Genomic DNA, 20,081 nt, shown 5'->3' on the forward strand with positions numbered 1-20,081 from the left:
GGATCGATATCCTCTCGCCGCCGGGTGGCCTTGCCTTAGCGCAGCGCCTTCTGCCCGCCGGCCGCGGTGATGACGCCGACGATGATCAGCCCGGTCAGCACCAGGCGCACGCCGACGCTTACGCCGAACGTGTTGAGCATGGTCAACAGCAGCACGAGGAACAGCGCCGCGCCCCAGACCCCCGGCACATTGGCCTTGCCGCCGGCTACCGACGTGCCACCGATGACGACGACCGCGATCGACGCCAGCAGATACTCATTGCCGATATCGACATTGGCGCCGCGGAAATAACCGGCGAGCAGTGCACCGTCGAGGCCGCCGAGCGCGCCCGACAGCGTGTAGGTGAGGAAGCGGGTGCGGCCGACATTGACGCCTGCCAGCCAGGCGGCGCGGATGTTCTGGCCGATCGCCAGCACCGAGCGTCCGTAGATCATGCGCTGCAAAACGATGCCGGCGCCGATGGTGAACAGCACGGTCAGGATCGCCAGCACCGGGATACCGAACACCTGCCAGTTGGTGAAATCGGCAAAGCCCGGCGGCGGCTTGATCTGCAAGCCGCGCCCATAGCTGATATCGACTGACTGGATGACGAAGCTGGCCGACAGCGTCGCGATAATCGGCGGAATGCGCAGCGCCCATATCAGCAGGTAGTTGACGGCACCGATCGCCATGCCGCAGGCAAGCGCGGCCAGCAGCCCGACCGCGATCATCGCATCATTGCCGTCCATGACCTTCATGGCGACAGCACTGGCAAGGCCGATATTGGCCGGCAGCGACAGGTCGACATTGCCCGGCCCGAGCGTGATGACGAACATCTGGCCGACGCCGACGATGACGGTGAAGACGGCAAGCGACAGCGCCGCCGTGATCATCCCGCCTCCGCCATAGCCGCCGGTGAAGGCGATCGTCGCCAGCCACACCAGCAGCGCCCCGAAGAACGACCAGATCCAGGGTCTGGCGAGCAGTGTCCGCAGCGAGACCATGCTCACCTCTCCCTGCGGCTGATCAGCACCCGGGCCGCCAGCACGATGATCAGGATGGCGCCATTGGCGGCAACCTGCCAGTCGGGCGGAATGTGCATGAACGTCAGCAGTGGCGATGCGGCCAGCGCCAGCGTCAACGCGCCGATGACGGCGCCGATCGGCGACACCCGGCCGCCGACGAACTCACCGCCGCCGAGGATGACGCCGGCGATCGAAAGCAACGTGTAGCCATTGCCGATATTGGCGTCGGCCGAGGTGGTGATGCCGATCAGCGCCATGCCGGACAAAACGCCGAACAGGCCGGTCAGCGCAAACAGCGCGATTTTGGTACGGAGCAGCGACCAGCCGGCGCGCTTGAGTGCGGCTGAATTGCCGCCCGATCCACGCAGGATGACACCATAGGAGGTGCGCATCAGGCCAAAGTGGACGACCGCCGCGATCAGCAATGCCGCGATGATCGGGAACGGAATGAAGGGTGGCTTGAAGGCCATCAGCGCCAGCAGCCAGTCCGGCGCCTTGCCGCCGGGCTTTGGCAGGATCAGGATGGCCAGGCCCTGCCAGACGAAACTCATGCCGAGCGTCACCACGATCGAGGGCAGGTTGCGCAGATGGATCAGCGCGCCGAGCAGCGCGTAGACACCGATCGACCCGAGCAGGATGACGACGCCGAGCAACGGCGCGTCCTTCAGCCATGTCGCCGTGACGCAGCCGACGAAGCCGACAAAGGTGCCGATTGACAAATCGAGCTCGTTGCCGGCGATGACGAACATCTGCGCGATCGTCGCCAGCGCGATCGGGATCGCCAGATTGAGCATCAGGCTGAAGCCGAAATAGCTGATGGCGCGCGGGTTGAGCCAGGCGATAGCGATGAGCACCAGCGCCAACGACAGTGCCGGCAGCAGGCTGCGCAGCATGCGCGCCCGCCTCGTGGCGCGAGCCGACGATTTTAGCCCATTCTCGATGGATGCCGCCGTCATCTCAGGCCGCGTCGCCAAACGAGGACTGGATGATCTTTTCCTCCGTCAGTTCGTCGCGACGAAGGTTGGCGACGATCCGGCCGTTCTTGAACACATAGATGTGGTCGCAATTGTCGAGCTCTTCGGTTTCGGTGGTGTACCAGAGGAATGTGCGGCCATGGCGAGCTTCTTCGCGCACGAGGTCGTAGACTTCGAGCTTGGTGCCGATGTCGACGCCGCGCATCGGATCGTCCATCAGCACGATCTTGGCGTCGGAGCCGAGCGCCCGCGCGAACAAGGCCTTCTGCTGGTTGCCGCCGGACAGCGAGAAGATGTTGTTGTTCATATCGGGCGTGCGGATGCCGATTTTCCGCTGCCACAGCTGGGCGAGCTCGGCTTCGCGCTGCGGTGAGATCAAGAGGCCGTTGCGCAATCGCGCCAGCGAGCGGATGCCGATGTTCTCGGCGATCGACCATTGCGGAAAAATCCCGTCCGACTGGCGGTCGCCGGCAACCAGCGCCACCGGAGCGGTGACCTCTATGCCGGTCTTGGCGCGGGAAGCCGCGGCGAAGATCGCCAGCAAAAGGTCGGTCTGGCCATGCCCGGCAAGCCCGGCAAGGCCGATGATCTCACCGGCACGGGCGATGAGCTCGTTGCCATCTTGCTGTCGCGCCGGCCGCGCCCGGACCCGCAGCGGACCGGGCTCCGGCTTGCCGCTCGCAATCTCTGCGGCGGCCTTCTCGCGCGCCTCCGCTCCGCCCATCGCCGTCACCAGCCTGTCGCGGTCGAATTGATCGGCCTGTCCGGCGGCGACCACCTTGCCGTCGCGCATCACCACGATGCGGTCGGCATTTCCGAGCACCTCGCCCAGCACATGCGAGATCAGGATGCAGCTCTTGCCGGCGGCGATGAAGCGGCGCACGAACGCCAGCAGCTGGCCGGCCGTATGCGCATCGAGCGAGGATGTCGGCTCGTCGAGGATGACCAGTTCGAGCGGCTCCTGGGTGACCGTGAAGGCGCGCGCCACCTCCACCATCTGCCGGCTGGTGATGGCGAGATCACCGACGATGTCGGATGCCGAGATGCTGTGGCCGGGGAAGATCTCGTCGAGCTTGGCCGCGATCAGATCGGCCGCCTTGCGCCGCCAGCCGAAGCCATTAAGCGAGGCGTGGTTGATCCGCGTATTCTCGGCGACGCTGAGGTTCGGGCAGAGCGACAGTTCCTGGAAAACGCACCGTATGCCGAGCTGCTGTGCGCGCGGCACCGAATAACTTGCCTCGACGCCGCCGCGGACCGCGATCTGCCCGCTGTCGGGGGTAAGCGTGCCGGCCACCATATGCATGAGCGTCGACTTTCCGGCGCCGTTATGGCCGACGAGACCGACGCATTCTCCGGCACGAACGCTGAAATCGACACCGTCGAGCGCCCTGACGGCCCCGAAATGTTTTTCGGCGCCGCCCAGTCTTATGATGTCCATACTGACGGCACCGAAATGTTTTTCGGCGCCGTCAGGCCTGATGATGTCTGCACTGGCCTCGGGCATCCCTCAACGATACCCGGTTATCTGTGGCGGCAACAATAGTGCCATGCTCACTTGATGTTGGCCTTGATCGCCGCGACGGCGTCTTCCTGCGTGTATTCGTGGCTGGCGACGCCGCCCTTCGGAATCTTCGGCAACGCTGCCTCGAAATCGTCCTGTGTGAAGGCGAGATAAGGAACCAGCAGGTCGTGCGGCACGTCGGTGCGGCCGTCGAGCACTTGCTGCGCCACCCAGAAGGCAAGCGTCGATACGCCTGGCGCGATCGAAGCCGACCAGGTCTGGTAACCGTCCTTTTCCTTCTGCTCTTTCCACCATTGCAACTCGTCCTGGCGATTGCCCATGATGATGGTCGGGCGCGGCTTGCCGGCGGCGGCAAAGGCCTGCGCCGCGCCGTAGCCGTCACCGCCCTGGTCGACGACACCGACCACATCCGGCAGCGACGGCAGGATCGTCGCTACGGCCTTCTGTGCCGTGGTCTGGTCCCAGTCGCCGGTCACCGAGCCGACGATCTTGAACTCGGGATGGGCGGCGACACCTTCGAGGATGCCGGCATGGATGGCATCGTCGATCGAAGTGCCGGCAAGGCCACGGATTTCCAGCAGATTGCCACCCTTGGGCTGGAACTTGGCCATCTGCTCGACTTCCTGCTTGCCCATGTCCTTGAAGTCGACGACGACGCGGTAGGCGCAGGGTTCGGTGACGATGCCATCGAAGGAGACGACGACAATGCCGGCGTCGCAGGCCTGCTTGATGGCGCCGTTGAGGGCATCCGGAGATGCCGCGTTGATGACGATCGCGTCATAGCCCTGCAGGATCAGGTTCTGCACCTGGGCTGCCTGCGTCGGCACTTCCTTGTCGGCCGTCGTGAAGACGTCGGCGGCGCCGACCACCTTGTCGGCGACTGCCTTCTTGGTGACGATGCCGTAGCTGTCCAGCATCGCCTGCCGCCACGAATTGCCGGCGTAATTGTTGGAGAAAGCGATCTTCTTGCCGCTGGTATCGGCAAGCGCGGTGCCTGCGGCAAGCATCGCTGCAAGGGCGCCCAAAACGAATATTTTCTTCATGTCATACTCCTCCCGTGAGTTGCTGTCTTACTGGTGGCTAATGGCTGGCTGGTGGCTAATGGCTGATACGCTCACAATGCTGTTTTTTATCTATTATCAGACAAATGCAGATAGCCAGCAAGCTGTCAACATCAATCCATGGCCGACGATCAACTTGCGGTGCAATCATTGAAACCGGTTCGACTCCTGGTCTAGGGATGGCGATGGAGACCGATTAAATGGCAGTGAACCTTGCCCCGGGTGCACCCGGCATTCCGGCGCGCTGGACGTCGAGCGCCAAGAGCGGCGTCGGCACCGCGCTGTCGCCGGCCTGCCCGATCTGGTTCACCATCAGCCACGGTATCCTCAACGAGATCTACTATTCCCGCCTCGACAGCGCATGCACCCGCGATCTGGGGCTGATCGTCACCGGACCCGACGGCTATTTCTCCGAAGAGAAGCGCGACGCCGAACATCGCATCGAACCCCTCGAGGACGGGGTGCCTGCCTATCGGCTGGTCAACACCGCAGCCGATGGAAGCTACCGGATCGAGAAGCGCGTCCTCACCGATCCGGAACGTCCCGTCTTGCTGCAGGAGATCATGTTCACGTCGCTCAAGGGTGCCGCCAGCGACTACCGCGTCTACGCGCTGCTGGCGCCGCACCTCGTCAATGCCGGCATGGGCAACACTGCCTGGATCGACGACCATGAAGGACAGCCTGTTCTGTTTGCATCGGGACGCGGCGTCTGCCTGGCGCTCGCCTCGTCGCGGCCGTGGAAGGCGTGCGCGGCCGGCTATGTCGGCGTCTCCGACGGCTGGCAGCAGCTTCGTCAAAGCGGCCGGCTCGATCCGGCCTGCCGCAGGGCCGAGGACGGCAATGTCGCGCTGACCGGTGAGATCGCCTTTTCGGCTGCGAACCCAAAAATGTTGCTGGCGCTGGGCTTCGGCACGACGCCGCAACAGGCGGCGGAAACTGCTTTCGCCAGCCTGAACCAAGGTTTTGGGCCCGCAGCCGGATCCTACGTCGACAAATGGCGCCAATGGCAGGCCGGATTGCTGCCGCTGGACCGGCATGCGGTGTCCGCCCTCAATCCCTACCGCCTCAGCACGGCGGTGCTGGCGACACACCGCTCGTCGACCGGAGCAGCCGTGGCCAGCCTGTCGATCCCGTGGGGCTTCAACAAGGGCGACGACGATCTCGGCGGCTATCACCTGGTCTGGCCGCGCGATCTGGTCGAAACCGCCGGCGGATTCCTCGCCGCCGGCGACCCGGCGGAAGCCTTGCGCATCCTTGGCTATCTGCGCTCGATCCAGCAGCCGGACGGCCATTGGCCGCAGAACGCCTGGCTCGACGGGTCGGTCTATTGGCCGGGCATCCAGATGGACGAGTGCGCCTTTCCGCTGCTGCTCGCCGACGCGCTGCGCCGCGCCGGGCATTTGCCGCCTGCGGCACTCTCCTCCTTCATGCCGATGATCGAGCGCGCTGCCGCCTATGTCGTACGCAACGGCCCCGTCACCGGCGAGGACCGCTGGGAGGAAGACGCCGGCTACAGCCCGTTCACGCTTGCCGTCGAGATCGCCGCGCTGCTTGCGGCTGCGGACATGTTCGATGCCGCCGGCAAAACAGAGCCGGCAAACTATCTGCGCGAAACCGCCGATATCTGGAACGATCAGATCGAGCGCTGGACCTACGTCGCCGGCACCGCCGCATGCGACGAAGCCGGCGTCGAAGGCTACTATGTCCGCATCGCCCCGCCCGACACCGCCGGCGCCGCATCGCCGAAGGACGGCTTTGTGCCGATCAAGAACCGCCCGCCCGGTGATGCGGACCGCCCAGCCGAAGCGATCGTCAGCCCGGATGCGCTGGCGCTGGTCCGCTTCGGCCTGAGGGCAGCCGACGATCCGCGCATCCTCGACACGGTCAAGGTCATCGACGCGCAATTGCGCTGCGAACTGCCGCAGGGCCCGCTCTGGTACCGTTACAATGGCGACGGCTATGGCGAGCATGCCGACGGCGCACCGTTCGATGGAACCGGCCAGGGCCGGCCCGGGCCGCTGCTGGTCGGCGAGCGCGCCCATTACGAGTTGGCGGCGGGACGCAAGGACAGAGCGGCAAGCCTTCTCAACACGTTCGAGAACTCTGCCGGGCCGGGCGGCCTGCTGCCGGAGCAGGTCTGGGATGGTCCCGATATGCCGGAGCGCGAATTGCGGCATGGCGGCCCCTCCGGCAGCGCCAAGCCGCTGGTCTGGGCGCATTCCGAGCACATCAAGCTGCTGCGGTCGCTGCGCGACGGCGCCGTGTTCGACATGCCGCCGCAAGGCGTCAAGCGCTATATCGAGGGCAGGACGGTGTCGCGCCTCAGGGCATGGCGCTTCAACCACAAGATCCGTACCATACCGGCAGGCAAGGCGCTGCGCATCGAACTTCTGGCTCGGGCGGTGGTTCATTGGAGCAGCGACAATTGGGCCACCGTCCATGACAGCGAGACCGCTGCGAACCTTTTCGGTATCCATCTCGCAGAGTTGCCGGTTGCCGACGCCGCTCCGGGCAATAGCATTGTCTTCACATTCTTCTGGTCCGATGCCGGCCGTTGGGAGAATGCTGACTTTTCTGTCGGCATCGACGATGCCGCACAGCCACTAGATCATCGATCCCTCAAGTAAGGCAGGACGAGACCATGCAGATAGGAATGATGGGACTGGGCCGGATGGGCGCCAACATGGTTCGGCGCCTGCTGCGTGATGGCCACGAATGCGTCGTCTACGATATCAACCCGGCGAGCGTCGCGGCGCTTGTGACCGCCGGCGCGGTCGGAGCCCCCTCGATGGAGGAGTTCGTCGGCAAGCTGGCGAAGCCGCGCAGCGCCTGGCTGATGCTGCCGGCGGCGATCACCGGCCGGATCGTCGACCAGGTGGCCGCCTTGATGGAGCCGGGCGACATCATCATCGACGGCGGCAATTCCTATTATCATGAGGCCGTCGACCACGCCGCACGCCTGGCCTTGAAAGGCTTGAGCTATGTCGATGTCGGCACCAGCGGCGGCGTCTGGGGCCTCGAGCGCGGCTATTGCCTGATGATCGGCGGCCCCGACAGCGCGGTGCAGCATCTCGATCCAGTCTTCGCAACGCTGGCGCCCGGCGCCGACGCCGCTTCGCCTGCGCCCGGCAAGGACGCCGGAACCGCTCCCTTCGGCTATCTCCACTGCGGACCAAGCGGCGCCGGCCATTTCGTCAAGATGGTCCATAACGGCATCGAATACGGCGTCATGGCCGCCTATGCCGAGGGCATGAACATCCTGAAATCGGCGAACGCCGGCAAGCGGCAGCGCACCGCCGACGCCGAAACCAGTCCACTCGAGAACCCGCAATATTACCAGTTCGACATCGACATCGCTGAGGTGGCAGAGGTCTGGCGGCACGGCAGCGTCATCGGCTCGTGGCTGCTCGACCTGACGGCCGGCGTGCTGAAGGCCGATTCGTCGCTGACACAGTTCGGCGGGCGGGTCTCGGATTCCGGCGAAGGCCGCTGGACGCTGAAGGCGGCGATCGACACCGGCGTGCCGGCGCCGGTGCTGTCGTCGGCGCTGTTCGACAGGTTCTCCTCGCAAGGCGAGTCCGAATTCGCCGACAAGCTTCTGTCCGCCATGCGCTATGCCTTTGGCGGCCATGTCGAAAAACCCAAGGCCGGCTCGTGACGGGCGACAGGGAGGCACGCCCATGAGCCAGGAACGATCGGACACGCTGGTGCTTTTCGGCGCCACCGGCGATCTCGCCCACAAGAAGATCTTCCCCGCCCTCTACGCCATGGTGGCCAAGGGAACGCTGAACGAGCCGGTGATCGGCGTCGCCTTCGATCCTTGGGATATCGCCAAGCTGCAGGCGCGCGCCCGCGACGGCATCGTCAACGCCATCGGCAGCATCGACGAGAAGATCTTCGCAAGGCTCGCGTCGCTGCTGCGCTATGTCAGCGGCGACTACCGGGCGCCTGCGACCTTCGATAAACTGAAGACCGCGCTCGGCAGCGCACAGCGGCCGCTGCACTATCTGGCGGTGCCGCCCGCCATGTTCGAGGTCGTCGTCCAGGGACTGGAGCAGTCGGGCGCCGCCCAGGGCGCACGCCTGATGGTGGAAAAGCCGTTCGGCCATGATCTGCAATCGGCGCGCTGGCTGAACCGGGTACTGCATCTGGTCTTCGACGAAAAGTCGATCTTCCGCATCGACCATTATCTCGGCAAGGAGGCGATCCAGAACTTGCTCTATTTCCGCTTCGCCAATTCCTTCCTCGAGCCGATCTGGAACCGCAACTTCGTCGAGAGCGTGCAGATCACCATGGCCGAGGATTTCGGTGTCGAGGGCCGCGGCCGCTTCTATGACGAGGTCGGCTGCATCCGCGACGTCATCGAAAACCATCTGCTCAACATCCTCTTGCTGCTCGCCATGGAGCCGCCGGTCGGCCGCTCGGCCGACGATCTGATCGACGAGAAGGTGCAGGTGCTGCGGGCGATCCGGACGCTGACCAGGGACGATGTCGTGCGCGGCCAGTTCGACGGCTATCTCAACGAGCCGGGCGTGGCGCCGAACTCGCCGGTCGAGACCTTCGCGGCGGTGCGCTTTTTCGTCGATACCTGGCGCTGGCAAGATGTGCCGTTCTTCATCCGCGCCGGCAAATCCCTGCCGGTGCACGCCACCGAGGTCATCGTGCGGCTGAAACGGCCGCCGCTCGACGTCTTCGATCCAATCAAGCCCGGCGACTGCAATCACGTGCGCTTCCGCATCGATCCGCAGGTGGCGATCTCGATCGGAGCCCGGCGCAAGGCGCCCGGCGACGACATGGTCGGCGAGCAGGTCGAGCTCACCGCGCTCGACGATTCGAAGGGCGACATGCCGCCTTACGAGCGGTTGATCGGCGACGCTATGAACGGCAACGGCCAGCTGTTCACCCGCCAGGACGCCAGCGAGCTCGCCTGGCGCATCGTCGGCCCGGTGCTCGGCGACACCACGCCGCCCGCGATCTACGCGCCAAAGACCTGGGGGCCGACCGAAGCGATGACTGGATTCGGCCCGCCGAACGGCTGGATCAATCCATCGAAATGATTTCTGGGAGGCGAAAGCGATGGCCAAAGCGGTGAAGCGACCGGCACCCGACGCCGAAAAGATCGTGCTTGCGATCGATATCGGCGGCTCGCACGTCAAGATCCGCACCAGCGCCGGCGGCGACGAGCGCAAGACCGCTTCCGGACCGGAGCTGACGCCGCAGCAGATGGTCGCGGCGGTGAAGACGCTGGCCGAAGGGCTGCAATACGATGTCGTCTCGATGGGCTATCCGGGTCCGGTGCACCACAACCGGCCGCTCACCGAACCCGCCAATCTCGGCAAGGGCTGGGTCGGCTGCGATTTCGCCGCTGAGTTCGGCAAACCGGTGAAGGTCGTCAACGATGCGCTGATGCAGGCCGTCGGCAGCTATGAAGGCGGCCGCATGCTGTTCCTCGGCCTCGGAACCGGCCTCGGGGCCGCGATGATCGTCGACAACGTCGCCCAACCGATGGAGCTTGCCCATCTTCCCTACAAGAAGCGCGGCAGTTTCGAAGACTATGTCGGCGAACGCGGCCTGCAAAAGCGCGGCAAGAAGAAATGGCGCAAACACGTCTTTGACGTGGTCGACCGGCTTCGCGCCGCCATGCAGCCGGATTACGTGGTCATCGGCGGCGGCAATGTCGAGGAACTCGCCGACTTGCCCGCCGATTGCAGACGCGGCGACAATACACGCGCCTTCGAGGGCGGATTTCGACTGTGGCGCGACAAATCCCTGATTATCTGATATTGCTGATTGTCTGATATTATCGAGCACCGGCTCAGGGTTGTTAATCCCGCGCTGCCGTTAGTATTATTATTCAAAATAATGTGTGACGTGGTGCGGCGTCATTGCATTGCGCAGATTTGCCGACTAGGAATTTCTGCGACCCCCACGGACGGAGAAATAGATTGACCGACGACAACAACAACGCTCGCAAAGACATCGACCTGCTTGAGCTGACCGCCCATATCGTGTCCGCATATGTCGAGAAGAACCGCTTGCCGGCTTCCGGCCTCGGCGATCTCATCGCCAGCGTCAGCGCTTCCATAGGCGGGCTCGGGCAACCGGCAGTGCCGGTCGCCGCGCCGCTGACGCCTGCCGTCAATCCCAAGAAATCGGTGACGCCGGACTACATCATCTGTCTCGAGGACGGCAAGAAGTTCAAATCCTTGAAGCGCCATATCGGCGTCCATTTCGGGCTGACGCCCGACGCCTATCGCGCCAAATGGGGCCTGCCGTCCGACTACCCGATGGTCGCCCCCAACTACGCGGCCTCGCGTTCGCAGCTGGCCAAGGCAATCGGTCTCGGCCGCAAGGCCGCCCCGCCTGCGCCCGTCAAGGGCAGGGGCAGGAAGGCCAAGGCGACGGCCTAAAGCGTTCGGAGCAGGTCCGGTCGCTCCGCCAGCGGCAACGCCCGGCGGAGCGGAAATTGTTGATCCAGGCCGGATTTTTGCGCGCGCCCTGCGCTGAACTGCGCTAAAGGCTCTCTTGGCCGGACCAGCGCCCATCGTGGAAGTGCCCCGCCGGCCGACATCGCCGCCACGGGGCCTGATCCATGACCACAGAATCCCAAGTACCGCCTGACCAGCGTTATGCCGCCTTTCGCCATCGGCCGTTCCTGAGCTACTGGGCGGCGCGCTTCCTCTCGACATTCTCCACCCAGATCGTGTCGGTCGCCGTCGGCTGGCAGATCTACGATCTGACCCGCGACCCGTTCGACCTTGGGCTTGTCGGCATCGTCCAGTTCCTGCCTTCGCTGCTGCTGGTGCTGGTCACTGGCGACGTTGCCGACCGTTTTGGACGCCGCCTGATCATGGCGCTGGCGGTGCTGGTCGAGGCGGGCTGCGCTTTGGCGCTTCTGTTGCTGACGCTGCGCGGCCTCTCCGGGCCGATGCCGGTCTTCATCGTGCTCGCCATGTTCGGCATCGCGCGCGCCTTCTTCGGGCCGGCCTCGTCATCATTGTTCGCCAATCTGGTGCCGCCCGAGGATTTCGCCAACGCCATCGCCTGGAACTCGTCCGCCTGGCAGACGGCAACCATCGTCGGGCCGGTCGCCGGCGGTCTGCTCTACGGGCTTTCGGCCGAAGCCGCCTACACCACCGCGGCCGCGCTGATGCTCATCGCCGCCGTGCTGATCTTCACCATCCCGAAGCCCGCCCAGCGCAGCCGGACCGACAGACCGACGGTACGGACCCTGTTCGCCGGCTTCGGCTATATCTGGAGCGAAAAGATCGTGCTAGGCGCGATTTCGCTCGATCTGTTCGCGGTGCTCCTGTCCGGCGCCTCGGCGCTGCTGCCGGTCTATGCGCGCGATATCCTCGAACTCGGCCCATGGGGGCTCGGCCTGTTGCGCTCGGCGCCCGGCGTCGGCGCCATCTGCGTCGCCATCTGGCTGGCCGGACACCCGATCCGCAACCATGCCGGCCTTGTCATGCTCGGCTTCGTTGCGCTGTTCGGCGCGTTCACCGTCTTGTTCGGCCTCTCGACCATCACCTGGCTGTCGATCGCAGCCCTTGCCCTGCTCGGCGCCACCGACATGTTCAGCGTCTATATCCGCGAGACGCTGATCCAGCTGTGGACGCCGGACGACGTTCGCGGCCGCGTCAACGCCGTCAACCAGGTGTTTGTCGGCGCCTCCAATGAGCTCGGCGAATTCCGCGCCGGCACCATGGCCGCGCTGATCGGCACGGTTCCGGCCGTGGTGGTCGGCGGCGTCGGCGCGATCGCTGTCGCCGGTCTATGGGCGGTGCTGTTCCCACAGCTGCGCAAGGTGCGTCATCTCAGGGGGCGAAACTAAAGCGCGACGCGCTTTAGTTCGTTTGTTTGTGCATGTCGTTTTCCCAAAACCGCTGCACACTTTTGGGCGACATGCACCGACTTCACCGCAGCGCCGGCTTGCCAAAAATCATGGGCAGGAACTCGCCGAGCCAGCGCTTGAGGTGCATGTCCCAGATCAGCCGGCCACCGAGATGGTCGCGGCCGGGCTGCGCGCCGGGCAATTCGAAGCGATGGGCGCCGCGCACCACCCAGCGCTGCATCATCGCCCGGGTCAATTCGCCATGGAACTGGATGCCCCAGGCATTGTCGCCATAGCGGAAGGCCTGGTTGGGGTAGGTTTCGGCCGTCGCCAAAAGCGTCGCGTCCTTCGGCAGCGAAAAGCCCTCACGATGGAACTGATAGACCATCTCCGGCCAATGCATCAGCCTGCTGCCTGCTTCAGTCGCCTTTAGCGGATACCAGCCGATTTCGACGAGGCCCTCGCCATGGCCCTCGACCCTGCCGCCGAGATGCTTGACCAGCATTTGCGCGCCGAGGCAGATGCCAAGCAGCGGCCGGTTCTCGTTGAGTGGAATTTTGAGCCAGTCGGTCTCGCGGCGGACGAACTCGTCGCCGTCATTGGCGCTCATCGGCCCGCCGAACACCACGGCGCCGGCATGGCCATCCAGCGTCTGCGGCAAGGCCTCGCCGAGCGGCGGGCGGCGGATGTCGAGATCGAAGCCTTCCTCGATAAGCATATGGCCGACGCGTCCCGAGGTCGAATGCTCCTGATGCAGCACGATCAGGATCTTTGGTCTCGGGCTTGGCTTGGGCGGCATTGGAAGGCGGGATCCTGTCTATTCGTCGCTTGACGTTCCGGCAGCACCAGGAGCCGCGGCCGCCGCCTTGAGGCGAGCCTCGACGCGGTCGCGGCGTTCGACGCCGATCAGCTCGGCGACCCGCCAGACGGTATTGTCCTCGAGTTCGTGCAGCTCGCCATCGGCATAGACGATCTCCCACATCAGGCCGATAAAGGCCTTTCGCGCCTCGGCGTCGAGATGGCGCTTGAGCACGCTGGTAAAGGCGTAAAGGTCGATCGCCTCATTGTCGGCCCGCTCGCCGGCAGCCGCCAACGCATCGAGTTCGTCGCCGCTGATAGAATAGCTTTCCGCCAGCACCTTCTTGAACCGTTCCCATTCGGTATCCTGGCGCACGCCGTCGGCGTTCATCACGTGGAAAAGGAGGGCGGATGCGGCAACGCGCGGATCGTCGGCGCTGGCGCTGGCGCCACTACCGGACGGCAGGTCCCTTAGAAACGACAGAACGCGTTCGAACATCAAATCATTCCCAATAAGACCGGGTCCACTCGACCCGGATCAGAACAAACGAAACCGGCGCGTCGATTTACCCGCCTCGTCGTCGGGGTCGACGCCGGGGTCGTCGGGCAGCCGCGTCAACTCCTGCGCCGGCTCGACGGCTTCGGCATCGTCCGGCACCGCGGCAAACGCCGCCGCGGCGACCGGTGTCACATGATCCTCGCCGGCACGGTTTTCGGTCTTTGCTTCGGTCGCGGTGCCCGGTGTCTCGGCAGCAACCGCTGTGTGCTCGATCGCCTCGGCTGTTTCCTGTACCGGCTTGGCTGAAGCCGCAATTGCCGGCACCGATGCCTCCTGCGTATCCTCATCGCTGTCGATCAACTGGCCGAGCCGCTCCATCGGCGCTCGCCATTCGAATGCATCGAGCCTGCCGGTGATCGGCGATACCGGAGCCCAGCGGTCGGAGACGACGCCGTCGGCGACCCAGGCCGGGTCGCGCGGCGCTCTCACCGCCTTCGACAGCAACTGCCGCACCTTGCCCTGGTCGCCGGTCTCGGCCTCCTCGATATCGGCCAGCAGCAGATAGGCGCCTTCGCGGCGATCGATGCGGATGGCGGCTTCGGCCTCGCGGCGGGCGGTTGAAAAGTCCTGCGCATCGAGCGCGGCGCGCGCCACGGCAAGCGAGGCCTCGGCATGGTTCTTCTTCAGGTCCTGCAGCTTCTTTGCCCGGTTCAGCCGGTCGAGCACGGCATCGCCGGGCCTGGCATGGGTGTAGAGCTCGGCGATCTCCGGGTGCGGCTCGGCCTTCCACGCCGCCTCGAGGATTTTCGAGCCCTTGCGCACGTCGTTCAGCCGAAACAGCAATTTCGCCGCGGCGACCGCCGCCGGCGCGAAATCCGGCCGCAGCCGGTTGGCTTCGAGAGCCGCCGTCCGGGCGGCATTGGCATCGCTGTCGATCAGCGCCTGCGCCTTGGCGGTCAGCAGCACAGCGCGGCGCCGGTTAGCGGCGTCGCGCTCGATCTGCCGCGTTGACTTCTGGGCGTCGACAAGTTTCAGCGCACCATCCCAGTCGCCACGCCCGGTCAGATCTTCCAGCGTCGATTCGGCCGCCCAGGCCAGCTGCGGCGCCACCGCCGCCGCACGGCCGGCATAGTGGCGGGCTGCGTTGCGGTCGCCGAGCCGCTCGGCTTCGAGATACAGTCCGCGCAGGCCGAGCAGCCGCATTTCGGGATCGTCGAGCATGGTCTCGAACTTTTCGCGGGCGCCCTCATGGTCGCCTTCGAGCAGCGAGGCCTGCGCGTCGAGCAGCTGGATCAGCGGCTCCTGGTCGGAGCGGATCAGCTTTGCCGCTTCCTTGGTCTTCTTGCGGGCGAGCGCGCCGTCACCGGCCCCGGCGGCGATCATGCCGGTCGACAGCGCCTGATAGCCGCGGTCGCGGCGCCGCACGCGGAAATAGCGCGAGATCGTATAGGGGCTGGTCCACAGCGCCTTGACCAGCCACCAGACGATCATCACCGCGGCAACCACGGCAACGATCGCCACCGCCGCGACCATCAGGCTGACCTGGTATTGATAGCCGTTGAAGGTGACGAGCATTTCACCCGGCCGGTCGGCCAGCCAGGCGAACCCGAGCCCGAGCGCAAAGACGACGGCAAGGAAGGCGAGGATGCGGATCATCGGGTTCCTCACGCCTTCATCGCGCCAGCGATGAGCGAATCGATCTGCGTCTCGACCTCCATCCGCGCTTTCAGTTTGCCGGCAAAGTCGGCGCCGGCGGCCTTGGCCGCTTCAGGCAGCGTTTCGTATTCGCTGAGCGCCTTGGCGTAGTCGCCCTGATTGACGGCGACCTCCATGCGGGCGACGGTTTCCGGGGCGCCGGCGCCCTCGACCGCACCGATCGGCCTGACCTTGACCAGCGATTCGGCGCTCGACAGCAGCTTTTGCAGGATGCCGGCATTCTGGTCGACAGGCGTCGCGGCAGCGACCATGGCGTTGGCGGTGGCGTCCGCTTCGGCGGCGATCTCGGCGCGCGTTGGGACGCCCTTTTCGGCATAGGCGCGCAGCGTCGCGATCTCGGGTGCATCGGGTGAGATCGCGGCAAAGGTTTCGAGTTCGGTCGCGAACGGCGCACCGCGGTCGAGCGCTGCCTTGAGCGCCGAGGCGGCAATGGCCAGCGCGATCTTCGGCTGCGAAGCCTGTGCATCGACCTTGCCCGAGAGCTGTGAAACCGACTGTTCCAGCGCCGCAAGCCGGCCTTCCTGCGCCTTTGCCGTCTCGCCGGCCGATTTCACCAGCGCGTCGAGCGCGGCCAGCCTTTCGTTGAGCGGCCCGAGATCGACCGGCGCCGTGCCGCCGGCCTTGCCGAGGCCCGCGACCGCCGTCTCGATCTGCCGGACCTTGTCGCCAAGTGCGGCCAGCCCGGCATTGTCGCCGGCGCCGCCTTGCTCGACCGCCGATTTGAGCGCCGTGACGTCCGCCCTGACCTGATCCAGCGCCGACGACAGCCCGTCCACCTTGGCTGATGCGTCATTGTTGGCGTCGGCCTGTCTGAGGTCCGCGACCTCGCGTTTCAGCGAAGCGATCTCACTATTGACGGGGTCGAGCGACACGCCGCCCGACCCCGGCGCCCCGAGCAGGCCGGCAAATTGCAGCCCGCCGGCGGCGGCCAGCGCGATGACGCCGCCGACAATACCGGCGGCGATGCCGTTGATGCCGCTCCGCTTCGGCTGCGCTGCCATGTTTTCGTCCCTCATCCGGGCTGTTGTCTCGCCGGAACCTGGTATTCCCGGTCTGTTGGCCTCGGTTGCGTGGACATTGGCGGATGCATCCTCAAAACTGTAGTCGGAAGCCGTGAAGCGACCGACCGGCGCATCCGAACCGGCCGGATAAGGGATTTCCGCTTCCCTGGCAGAATCGGCGCCTGCGTCCGTCGGCTCTTGCGTGCCGGCCCGCGCGGCTGCGTCGGCATGTTCCCATGGTTCGAGATCGGTCTGGTCGGCATGCACCGGCTCCTCAGGCGGCTCCGGCTGCGATGCGTTCGCCGCTTCCTCGGCCCGCGCCTCGTAGGTCTGCGCCGCGGCCGGCTGCTGCGAGCTGGCATCCTGTTCGTCGGCGACTCGCGAGACGGCGCCGGGCTCGAGATCGATGGTCACCGGCTCACGGCGGCTCTTGGAATGCCGCATCTTCGGCGTCTTGACCATGCTCGGGCTCCGCAAAATTCGCTTCGGGATGGTTTGAAGGGTCTAGCACATCACCAAGCGGTGAAAAGGGGCGGCGTGATGACGCCACGGCTTGGAGTTCAGTTTTGGCAAAACGCCGCAGCGGTTTTGGGACACGGCATGCGGAACCAGAAATGAAAAACCCGCCTCGGCGGCGGGTCGTTGGGGCGAATCAGCACCATGCTGAAATTATTAGCATAGCTGCCGGCACAAAGCAAGAACAAAATGTGCCCGAGCGCAATTGTCTCAGGTTGGTGGCTGCCCGCCAAGCTGCCGACAGCGCCTGCTGCGGAATAAATTGAGGATGCCGGCAGGAGGTATGCCAACGTCCGGAACAGGCGGATGCCGGTCAGCGCCGCGCCCGCAAAAGTCCCAGCAGCGCGTCCTCGTTTGGTTGGGGCGCTATCCGGATCCTTTCGCCAGCGGCATCATCCAAGGCCGCGGCAATACGTCCCGACAATGCGAAAAAGCGCGTCTCTTCAAAAAAACCGCGCAGCGCCGGCCGGCCAGCCAGGGCCTGCATCGCCATGGCCGCCTTGGCCGAATAGAGCAGCACCGCCTCGACCGGCCGGGCGGACAGGCGCGCAAGCACGGCCTCGTCGGAGTAATCCAGCACAACGGTGTCGTAGGTCTCGACGGCGCGGACCTGAGCGCCCGCCGCCTGCAGCCGCTCCTCGAAGCCCGGAAAGCGCACCCGCCCGCAGAAATAGACGATGGTCTGCCCCGCGTAACCACCAGCAAGCGCATCGGCCAGCGCCTCGGCATTCCCTGGGCCTTCGCTGACCGACAGAAACCCGGCCGCGCGGGCGGCTTCCGCCGTCTTCCTGCCGACGGTGTGGCACGGCAAGCCGGCGAGCGCCGCGATGACCTCTTTCGGCGCATGGCGAACGCCGTTGGCACTGGTGGCCGCGACCGCCGCAGCCGCATCGGCGACCGCGCCGACGTCGACGGGCAGCGCCACCGTTTCGGTCAGCGGCAGCAGGATCGGCTGAAAGCCGGCATCCGCAAGCCGGCGCGCCGTGCGCAAGGCGCCCGGTTCGGGTCTCGTCACCAGGACGCGGAGCATGTCAGGTCCAGCCGTCGAAGAATGTTTCGCCGGCTTTGGCCCGAACGGTCGCGGCGGCTTCCGCGCCAATGCGCGCCGCCTCCTGCGCTGGCCCTTCCAGCCTGACTTCATGCGACTGCGTGCCATCGGGCGAGATGATCAGCCCGGCAAAGGAAACCGTTGCGCCGGATATCGTCGCATGGCCGGCGATCGGGGTGCGGCAGGAGCCGTCGAGCGCCGCCAGGAAGGCGCGCTCGCAGGCCAGCGCCTGGCCGGTCGGCACGTCGTGGATTGCCGCCAGCATCGCTTCCACGTCGCGGTCGCCGATGCGGCTCTCGATACAGATCGCGCCTTGCCCCGGCGCCGGCGGAAAGACGTCGAGCGGCATCAGGTCGGTGACGACATTTTCGAGCCCGAGCCGCTTCAGCCCGGCATAGGCGAGGATGGTGCCGTCGGCGATGCCTTCGTCGAGCTTGCGCAGCCGCGTCTGCACATTGCCGCGAAACATCACCACGTCGATGTCCGGCCGCATCCGCCGGATCAGTGCCTGGCGCCTGAGCGACGACGAGCCGACCCTGGCGCCTTGCGGCAGGCCGGCAATCGTTCGCGCCGCCTTGCCGATGAAGGCATCGCGTGCGTCCTCGCGCGGCAGGAAGGCGGCCAGTTCCAGCCCCTCGGGCAACAGCGTAGGCATGTCCTTCGACGAATGCACGGCGATGTCGATGCGCCGCGCCAGCAACGCCTCCTCGATCTCCTTGGTGAACAGGCCCTTGCCGCCAGCTTCCGACAGCGGCCGGTCCTGGATGCGATCGCCGCTGGTCGAGATGACGACCACCTCGAACGCCTCGGCCGGCATGCCATGCGCCGTCATCAGCCGCGCCTGCGTTTCATGCGCCTGCGCCAATGCCAGCGGGCTGCCGCGTGTTCCGATTTTCAAGGTTGTTTGCATGGCGCGCCGTCCGTGATAACCCCCGGCAGGATCGAGGTCCGTCTTTCCGGCTTCCTCCTATCGGGGAAAGGCAGGCCGTACAATCCTTGGAGACAGCGACGAATTGATCCGCGTTCTGGGCATCGAGACGAGTTGCGACGAGACCGCCGCCAGCGTGGTGGCGCTGGACGGTCGCAGCACGCCGCAAATCCTGTCGAACATCGTGCTCAGCCAGATCGAGGAGCATGCCGCTTTCGGCGGCGTCGTGCCGGAGATTGCCGCGCGCGCCCATGTCGAGGCGCTCGACGGCATCATCGAGGCAGCGCTGGCCGATTCCGGCGTCGACCTCGCCGACATCGATGCGATTGCCGCCACCGCCGGTCCCGGTCTTGTCGGCGGGCTGATCGTCGGCCTGATGACGGCAAAAGCAATCGCCGCTGCAGCTAAAAAACCGCTGATCGCCGTCAACCATCTCGAAGGCCACGCGCTGACGGCCAGATTGACCGACGGGCTCGACTTTCCCTACCTCTTGCTGCTGGTTTCCGGCGGCCATACCCAGATCGTCGCCGTGCGCGGCGTCGGCGACTACCAGCGCTGGGCGACGACCATCGACGACGCGCTTGGCGAAGCCTTCGACAAGACGGCCAAGATGCTCGGCCTGCCCTATCCGGGCGGACCGAATGTCGAGAAGGCGGCGGCAAATGGCGATGCGGCCCGTTTTGCGTTTCCGCGCCCGATGAAGGGCTCGGCGCAGCCCGATTTTTCCTTTTCCGGCCTCAAGACCGCAGTGCGCCAGGCGGCATCCGCGATCGCCCCGCTGAGCGACCAGGACGTCGCCGATATCTGCGCCTCGTTCCAGGCGGCGGTGGCGGATGCGCTCGGCGACCGTGTTTCGCGGGCGCTGACCAGATTCCGTCAGCAATTCCCGGACAAGGCCGAGCCTGCGCTGGTTGTCGCCGGCGGCGTCGCCGCCAACCGGACGATCAAGGCGACATTGCAAGCGCTGTGCGAACAGGCCGGGTTCAGCTTCGTCGCCCCGCCGCTTAATCTCTGCACCGACAATGCGGCGATGATCGCCTGGGCCGGCATCGAGCGGCTGCGCGCCGGCATATCAGGCGAAAACGCCGCCGATTTCGTGCCGCGCTCGCGCTGGCCGCTGGACAGCGTCTCGGCCCCGATGGTCGGCTCTGGCCGGCGCGGGGCCAAGGCGTGACGAGCA

The 20,081-nt window shown here is 65.6% G+C and carries 17 protein-coding genes; 7 read left to right on the forward strand and 10 right to left on the reverse strand.

From position 1 onward, the window contains the following. Positions 1–35 precede the first annotated feature (35 nt). The 4 genes from NKI01_RS04150 to NKI01_RS04165 form a co-directional block, all read right to left on the reverse strand. Positions 36–983, reverse strand: a complete 948-nt coding sequence (locus NKI01_RS04150; RefSeq protein WP_023721360.1) for an ABC transporter permease — start codon at positions 981–983, stop codon at positions 36–38. Positions 984–985: 2 nt separating this feature from the next. Further along, positions 986–1,960 carry an ABC transporter permease gene (locus NKI01_RS04155; protein ID WP_023721361.1) on the reverse strand — a complete coding sequence of 325 codons (975 nt, stop codon included), beginning with the start codon at positions 1,958–1,960 and terminating at the stop codon, positions 986–988. A gap of 1 nt (position 1,961) precedes the next feature. Then, positions 1,962–3,416 carry a sugar ABC transporter ATP-binding protein gene (locus tag NKI01_RS04160; protein ID WP_352961968.1) on the reverse strand — a complete coding sequence of 485 codons (1,455 nt, stop codon included), beginning with the start codon at positions 3,414–3,416 and terminating at the stop codon, positions 1,962–1,964. 113 nt (positions 3,417–3,529) lie between these two features. Further along, the gene (locus NKI01_RS04165; RefSeq protein WP_023721363.1) at positions 3,530–4,543 is read right to left on the reverse strand and encodes an ABC transporter substrate-binding protein; all 1,014 of its coding nucleotides are present in this window, start codon (positions 4,541–4,543) and stop codon (positions 3,530–3,532) included. 218 nt (positions 4,544–4,761) lie between these two features. On the opposite strand from NKI01_RS04165, the gene NKI01_RS04170 reads away from it, so the two are divergent. The 6 genes from NKI01_RS04170 to NKI01_RS04195 all read left to right on the forward strand — a co-directional run bounded on the left by NKI01_RS04170 (position 4,762) and on the right by NKI01_RS04195 (position 12,395). Beyond that, positions 4,762–7,188, forward strand: a complete 2,427-nt coding sequence (locus NKI01_RS04170) for a glucan 1,4-alpha-glucosidase (protein ID WP_352961971.1) — start codon at positions 4,762–4,764, stop codon at positions 7,186–7,188. Positions 7,189–7,202: 14 nt separating this feature from the next. Further along, positions 7,203–8,219: a phosphogluconate dehydrogenase (NAD(+)-dependent, decarboxylating) gene (gene gnd, locus NKI01_RS04175; RefSeq protein ID WP_352588112.1), complete on the forward strand. Its 1,017-nt coding sequence runs from the start codon at positions 7,203–7,205 to the stop codon at positions 8,217–8,219. A gap of 22 nt (positions 8,220–8,241) precedes the next feature. Next, a complete protein-coding gene (gene zwf / locus NKI01_RS04180; RefSeq protein ID WP_023721367.1) occupies positions 8,242–9,618 on the forward strand; it encodes a glucose-6-phosphate dehydrogenase in 1,377 nt (458 codons plus the stop codon). A gap of 19 nt (positions 9,619–9,637) precedes the next feature. After that, a complete protein-coding gene (locus tag NKI01_RS04185) occupies positions 9,638–10,342 on the forward strand; it encodes an ROK family protein (protein ID WP_023721368.1) in 705 nt (234 codons plus the stop codon). Positions 10,343–10,506: 164 nt separating this feature from the next. Beyond that, entirely contained in the window at positions 10,507–10,971 is a 465-nt protein-coding gene (locus NKI01_RS04190; protein WP_023721369.1) for a Ros/MucR family transcriptional regulator, read from the forward strand. A gap of 182 nt (positions 10,972–11,153) precedes the next feature. After that, on the forward strand, positions 11,154–12,395 hold the full coding sequence (locus NKI01_RS04195; RefSeq protein ID WP_352641260.1) for an MFS transporter: 1,242 nt from the start codon (positions 11,154–11,156) through the stop codon (positions 12,393–12,395). A gap of 82 nt (positions 12,396–12,477) precedes the next feature. Here NKI01_RS04195 and NKI01_RS04200 read toward each other — a convergent pair whose 3' ends face one another. The 6 genes from NKI01_RS04200 to hemC form a co-directional block, all read right to left on the reverse strand. Continuing rightward, a complete protein-coding gene (locus tag NKI01_RS04200) occupies positions 12,478–13,194 on the reverse strand; it encodes a glutamine amidotransferase (protein WP_352961974.1) in 717 nt (238 codons plus the stop codon). An 18-nt stretch (positions 13,195–13,212) separates the two neighbouring features. After that, positions 13,213–13,692: a tellurite resistance TerB family protein gene (locus NKI01_RS04205; RefSeq protein ID WP_352481012.1), complete on the reverse strand. Its 480-nt coding sequence runs from the start codon at positions 13,690–13,692 to the stop codon at positions 13,213–13,215. Positions 13,693–13,731: 39 nt separating this feature from the next. Beyond that, positions 13,732–15,348, reverse strand: coding sequence for a heme biosynthesis protein HemY (locus NKI01_RS04210; protein WP_023721373.1), 1,617 nt, complete (start codon positions 15,346–15,348; stop codon positions 13,732–13,734). An 8-nt stretch (positions 15,349–15,356) separates the two neighbouring features. Next, positions 15,357–16,871, reverse strand: coding sequence for a COG4223 family protein (locus tag NKI01_RS04215; protein WP_352961977.1), 1,515 nt, complete (start codon positions 16,869–16,871; stop codon positions 15,357–15,359). 367 nt (positions 16,872–17,238) lie between these two features. Next, entirely contained in the window at positions 17,239–17,955 is a 717-nt protein-coding gene (locus NKI01_RS04220) for a uroporphyrinogen-III synthase (RefSeq protein ID WP_352961980.1), read from the reverse strand. Between the two features lies 1 nt (position 17,956). Beyond that, entirely contained in the window at positions 17,957–18,883 is a 927-nt protein-coding gene (gene hemC / locus NKI01_RS04225; protein ID WP_023721376.1) for a hydroxymethylbilane synthase, read from the reverse strand. Between the two features lie 106 nt (positions 18,884–18,989). Here hemC and tsaD point away from each other — a divergent pair, with 106 nt between their 5' ends. After that, complete coding sequence (gene tsaD / locus NKI01_RS04230; RefSeq protein ID WP_031194644.1) at positions 18,990–20,075, forward strand: tRNA (adenosine(37)-N6)-threonylcarbamoyltransferase complex transferase subunit TsaD; 1,086 nt, start codon at positions 18,990–18,992, stop codon at positions 20,073–20,075. The last annotated feature ends 6 nt before the right edge of the window (positions 20,076–20,081 follow it).

The sequence above is a fragment of the Mesorhizobium sp. M0815 genome (genome assembly GCF_040319995.1).
In the GTDB taxonomy this organism is placed as follows: Bacteria; Pseudomonadota; Alphaproteobacteria; order Rhizobiales; family Rhizobiaceae; genus Mesorhizobium.

Coding starts and splice junctions, on each gene's coding strand:
- NKI01_RS04150 (WP_023721360.1), bottom strand. CDS start 983: ATGGTCTCGCTGCGGACACTGCTCGCCAGACCCTGGATCTGGTCGTTC.
- NKI01_RS04155 (WP_023721361.1), bottom strand. CDS start 1,960: ATGACGGCGGCATCCATCGAGAATGGGCTAAAATCGTCGGCTCGCGCC.
- NKI01_RS04160 (WP_352961968.1), bottom strand. CDS start 3,416: ATGGACATCATAAGACTGGGCGGCGCCGAAAAACATTTCGGGGCCGTC.
- NKI01_RS04165 (WP_023721363.1), bottom strand. CDS start 4,543: ATGAAGAAAATATTCGTTTTGGGCGCCCTTGCAGCGATGCTTGCCGCA.
- NKI01_RS04170 (WP_352961971.1), top strand. CDS start 4,762: ATGGCAGTGAACCTTGCCCCGGGTGCACCCGGCATTCCGGCGCGCTGG.
- gnd (WP_352588112.1), top strand. CDS start 7,203: ATGCAGATAGGAATGATGGGACTGGGCCGGATGGGCGCCAACATGGTT.
- zwf (WP_023721367.1), top strand. CDS start 8,242: ATGAGCCAGGAACGATCGGACACGCTGGTGCTTTTCGGCGCCACCGGC.
- NKI01_RS04185 (WP_023721368.1), top strand. CDS start 9,638: ATGGCCAAAGCGGTGAAGCGACCGGCACCCGACGCCGAAAAGATCGTG.
- NKI01_RS04195 (WP_352641260.1), top strand. CDS start 11,154: ATGACCACAGAATCCCAAGTACCGCCTGACCAGCGTTATGCCGCCTTT.
- NKI01_RS04200 (WP_352961974.1), bottom strand. CDS start 13,194: ATGCCGCCCAAGCCAAGCCCGAGACCAAAGATCCTGATCGTGCTGCAT.
- NKI01_RS04205 (WP_352481012.1), bottom strand. CDS start 13,692: ATGTTCGAACGCGTTCTGTCGTTTCTAAGGGACCTGCCGTCCGGTAGT.
- NKI01_RS04210 (WP_023721373.1), bottom strand. CDS start 15,348: ATGATCCGCATCCTCGCCTTCCTTGCCGTCGTCTTTGCGCTCGGGCTC.
- NKI01_RS04215 (WP_352961977.1), bottom strand. CDS start 16,871: ATGGTCAAGACGCCGAAGATGCGGCATTCCAAGAGCCGCCGTGAGCCG.
- NKI01_RS04220 (WP_352961980.1), bottom strand. CDS start 17,955: ATGCTCCGCGTCCTGGTGACGAGACCCGAACCGGGCGCCTTGCGCACG.
- hemC (WP_023721376.1), bottom strand. CDS start 18,883: ATGCAAACAACCTTGAAAATCGGAACACGCGGCAGCCCGCTGGCATTG.